Here is a 4,373-nt window from a genome sequence, read left to right on the forward strand (position 1 = left end):
CACGTAGACATAGGCCAACTTCGCTCGGTGCGCAGTCGTGAGCCGCTCGTCAGCGACGTTCAAGCTGATCAGCACGATCCAGTCCCCTTCCGGGCGTGCCGGGAGCCGCTTGCATTCGCCGCAGCAGCGTGGCGAGGACTTGAGCGATCTGGGTTTGCGTCGCGGTCGACAGATTCGGCCACAGGCGCGGAATCTCGGCCGTCGGACGGCCAGATGGATTTGCCAACGTCGGCAGGGGTCGATACGCAACGCGACCTGGAAGCGGTCGCTGGGTCATCGCGAATCACCTTCTCGTCGAGAAGACTCAGACTCGCGCTCAAATGTTGCATCAATGGGATCAGCGTATGTGCACTGATGCGCGGCAGATCGGCGGCATTCGGGCGGGAGGTGATTGGTATCTCGCCAAGATCCGTCGACGCGATCCGAACCGCTCGCCGCCGTCCGTCCGGCAGCGCGACAACGACGTAGGCGGGACCGCGCCCCGACCGCTCCTTCAGCACCTCAAGCCGGTGCCCAAACAGGAAATGATGGGGGGCGGTGATCGTGACGTGAGACACGAACCGCTCAAGAATAGGGGTACTCTGTCGTGTTCGGTGACCCCACACTTGGCGATGCGATATTGGATCGCATCATTCACAATGCCCACCGCATCGAACTCAAGGGCGACAGTCTGCGGCGCCAAGCTGGTGAAAAGAAAAAGCCGTGAGCACCTCCCGCACGATCGTTCCGCCGGCCCACAGGCCCCTCCCGCGCGTCGCTGCGTCGCTCGTGGGGGCACTCCGCGCCGCGCACGGGACCCTCCCATGGACCGCCGGAACGATCTTCGAACCAACCCGCCAGCCTTGACGAGGAGGCCGTTTCCAGCACACATAAACTCGTCAGTCGTGTTCGTCTCCAGTGATCGCCATCATCTGGAATCCGTGATCACCATCGCCTGGAACGCCTGATCACCATCTCTGGAATGCGCAGTCAACGCATTGTCGGAAACATGGAAGCCGCGCCGGCGCACCACGCGCTCAAAATAGACGTCAAGCGCCAATCAAAAGGGCCGCAGAGCTACGCTTACGCTGTACCTGCGCGGCATCTCGACGGGCGATTTCCAGGAGGCGCTGACGGCCCTACTGGCCAAGGACGCGCCGAACCTGTCGCCGGGGGTCATCTCGCGGCTGACGGCCGAGTGGCAGGGCGAGTATGAGCGCTGGCAAAAGCGCGATCTGTCGGCGCAACGCTACGCGTATGTGTGGGCCGATGGCGTCGTCCTGCAGGCACGCATGTAAGACCACGGCGAGTGCATGCTGGTGCTGATCGGCGCGCCGCCGGAAGGCAAGAAGGAGCTGATTGGCTTTCAGGTCGGCGTCCGGGAGAGCACGCAGAGCCGGCAAGAGCTCCTGATCGACGTGAAGCAACGCGGGTTGCAAATCGCCCCGGAAATTGCCGCTGGCGGGTGATCGCACGCGTCAGATTCAACGACAGCATCGAGGTCATCCACATGCCGGCAAACCACGCCGCCTGATCGCCTCGTCACCCAAAATTCCGCATAGCTCATACGGAGGTTCTCGACGCTCGGCTGTCGAGTGGCGCAAAAGTGCGAGCCTCCAATCCGCACCTTACCCAACGGGCCCTTCAGGCCGCCTTCTGACGCGACGGCGGCGCAGCGACTTATCGGAACACCTGTGGCTTGCATGGGCCCGGGATCAAGGCGCGCCTTCAGGTTGTCCAAATACTCCTCGCATGCGATTCCGCTTCCGAGATCGCCGTGTCGAGGCCGATCTGCACGGTCTGTTCGAGCATCTCCTTTGCCAGGCCGTCGCGCATCGCGAATTTGACCTCTGGCCCGGCGACAAGGCTAATGGCCTGCCCCGCAAGATTAAGGCCAACCTCTTCCAGAGCCTGCTTCATATTACCGCCGCTAATGGCCGTATGCAGAACGTTCGCTGCTTGTGACTCGGACTCGAGCACCATCGATATGGCATCGGCCACTTCGCCCAGCCCCGGAATGACGCCGAGCACGCCTACTGCCGTTGCCTCCCAGTCGAGCACCTTGGAGGCGACCTTGGTTACCTCGCCGAGCGTATGCATAAGACCCCCGCCATTCTTCTTGGGAGTCGCGACGTCGGGTTGGTTGGATTTGGATCGCCCGTCCGTCATGTCTATGACTGCATTCTTCTCAGCAGCGGTCTCGGGGGCATGAGTGTTGATCGGCTGAACCGTATTGTTCGCAGCCGACATGTTGGTATAGAAGTGCGTAAAGTCGTTGTTGCTGATATTACCGGAGTCGACCGTATGCCCGCGGCCGGTCTTGTAGCCAGTAATCGAATTGTTTAGCAAACGGAACAAGAGCGGGTCCGAGAGCAGCTGCGATGCCGCTCCTTGTATCTTCCCGTCGAGAGTCTTGTCTTCGGCCATACTCGCCAGCTTGTGTCGTGTCAGGTCGCCGTCCCCGAAGAAGGCATTCTGATTCTTGTTGATCGTGCCGAGCGTGTCCAGCTCGCTTTTCGTGGAATTCATCGACGACGAGGCGACTTGCAAGAAGTCTTCCTTCTTGATTTTATCGATCGCACCACCGCACCGCTGCTTCCAGGCGTCCCGGTCGTCGAGAAAGTATTGAGCGGCCGCGATCAGCTGAGGCGGACACTTACCGATCTTAAGCTCGCCGTCGACCATCTGCTTGAAATCGTCCAGGCCCAAATTCTTGGGCAGGTAATCAGAATACTTGTAAAGCTCGCGCAATGCGTCATTCAAGGTCATGACGGACGGTTGTCCATTCGAGGTGCCGTCGGATGGAATATAATTCTGCTCGTAGCTGTGTGCTTGCTGCTCCTGGAATGTAGCAACCTGCGAGTGGCTGGCGGAAAACTCTGACAGATCCTTCGCCTTGATCTTGCCCCCGCAGCGGCCGTCCGCTTGGGAGCCAATCGCATAGAAGAGCTCTGGATCGTGCCGCAATCCGTCGATCGCCCTCTGCAGATCCTGGGGCGTCGACGGATCCCTAGCCTTTTCTTGCAGCGAGTCCCAGCTGAGCGGGCATTGGTCCTTGTGCCGGTTCAGCACTGCCACGATCTGCAACTCGGCACTGCTCAGCGTGCCGCCGTTCCACGTGATCCTAGAGCTCGGCACCGGAGCGCTTGGAACGTCGGGCGATGGAGCAGCCGTCGCCGATGCGTCGGCACTAGGGGTGTCGCCCGAGGAAGAAACAGCCAAATCCTTCGTCAGCGCCTCGATCACCGCCTTCGCATGCGCTGATAACTGGTCCAGCGGATCCTGCGGCATCTGCACCTTTGTCTGCAGCGCATCCGGTGGCGTGGAGGGAACGTCGGATTTCTCTTCCCGCGAGCAGAGGGACACCATTGCCTCGAAGTTCGAAGCTTCGCCCTGCCGAATCTGGCCGGAGGCCTGCGCGGATGGTCCGAAGGCCGAAGAAGCCCCCGGAAAAAGCCCGAACTGAGCTGAATCTGCACTGGCGGACAGCGAAAAGTTGTTCAGCTGCATTAGAGTTATTTCCGTTCCATTGCGGTAAATACTTGCCATCGGCGTCGCACGATCAGGGCTTTCATGGTATGGGGGCGAGCTTTCGAGAAGCTGACGACTTTTAGACGGAGCAGGGCGAGCCAATCGCGGTCGTCTCGATACGTCCCGGAGATGGCGTCAGCATGCTCATGAAACTCATCTCCGGCTCAGGCCATGGCAGGCACGACGCTGCTCTGACGCTTTCGGAAAAGCAGGCGCCTCCGGTCGTCCGTCCCGAGTGACGATCGCTGCCACGAAACAACATTACCACCGATTCCCGCGGTAGCATTTCCAGCTGCGCGCGTTTTTTTTCAGGCCCTATCGTACAGGCCCACGCACCGGAGCACGTAGTGCCCAGCGGGCTGCCGACCGAAGCGGCAATTGCGCACGTGATCGTCTCCAAGTTTGGCGACCATACGCCGTTTTACCGCCAAGCCGAGATCTATGCGCGCCAGGGCATCCGACTTGATCTGGCGACACTGGGCAACTGGTCCGGTCGCGCCTGCTTCCATCTTCAGCCCATCGCCGACCACATGCGCCGCCGCCTGGCCATGGCGGATCGGCTGTTCATGGATGAGACCAAGGCGCCGGTACTCGATCCGGGGCGCGGCCAAACGAAGAAGGGCTACTTTTGGGCGATCGTCTCCGACGACCGCGGCCACAGTGGCCCAAGTCCTCCGATCGTGCTGTTCCGATATGCCCCCGGTCGCAGCGGTGCCTTCGCGGAGCAGTTCCTGAATGGCTTTGGCGGACGCTTCCTGCAATGCGATGCCTATGACGGTTATAACCTATAGCGCGACAATCTGGATGGGAAGCCGTATTGCCGCATGTAGCGATGTTCCCGGTAGACCTATTGTTGCCTCATC

General features: G+C 60.6%; 2 protein-coding genes and 2 pseudogenes. 3 read left to right on the forward strand and 1 reads right to left on the reverse strand.

Annotated features, from left to right (window positions below; genetic code table 11):
• Positions 1-586: 586 nt before the first annotated feature.
• Positions 587-706 (forward strand): annotated as a pseudogene (locus tag AC0L3A_RS40085) (ATP-binding protein); the annotation flags it as partial.
• Positions 707-1,067: 361 nt separating this feature from the next.
• Positions 1,068-1,442: pseudogene (locus tag AC0L3A_RS40090) on the forward strand (transposase); the annotation flags it as partial.
• 265 nt (positions 1,443-1,707) lie between these two features.
• Here AC0L3A_RS40090 and AC0L3A_RS40095 read toward each other — a convergent pair.
• Positions 1,708-3,489: an HrpF/NolX family T3SS translocon protein gene (locus AC0L3A_RS40095; RefSeq protein WP_473256507.1), complete on the reverse strand. Its 1,782-nt coding sequence runs from the start codon at positions 3,487-3,489 to the stop codon at positions 1,708-1,710.
• A gap of 368 nt (positions 3,490-3,857) precedes the next feature.
• On the opposite strand from AC0L3A_RS40095, the gene AC0L3A_RS40100 reads away from it, so the two are divergent.
• Entirely contained in the window at positions 3,858-4,301 is a 444-nt protein-coding gene (locus tag AC0L3A_RS40100) for an IS66 family transposase (protein WP_473256508.1), read from the forward strand.
• The last annotated feature ends 72 nt before the right edge of the window (positions 4,302-4,373 follow it).

The organism is Bradyrhizobium sp. MI1.3 (assembly GCF_055811695.1).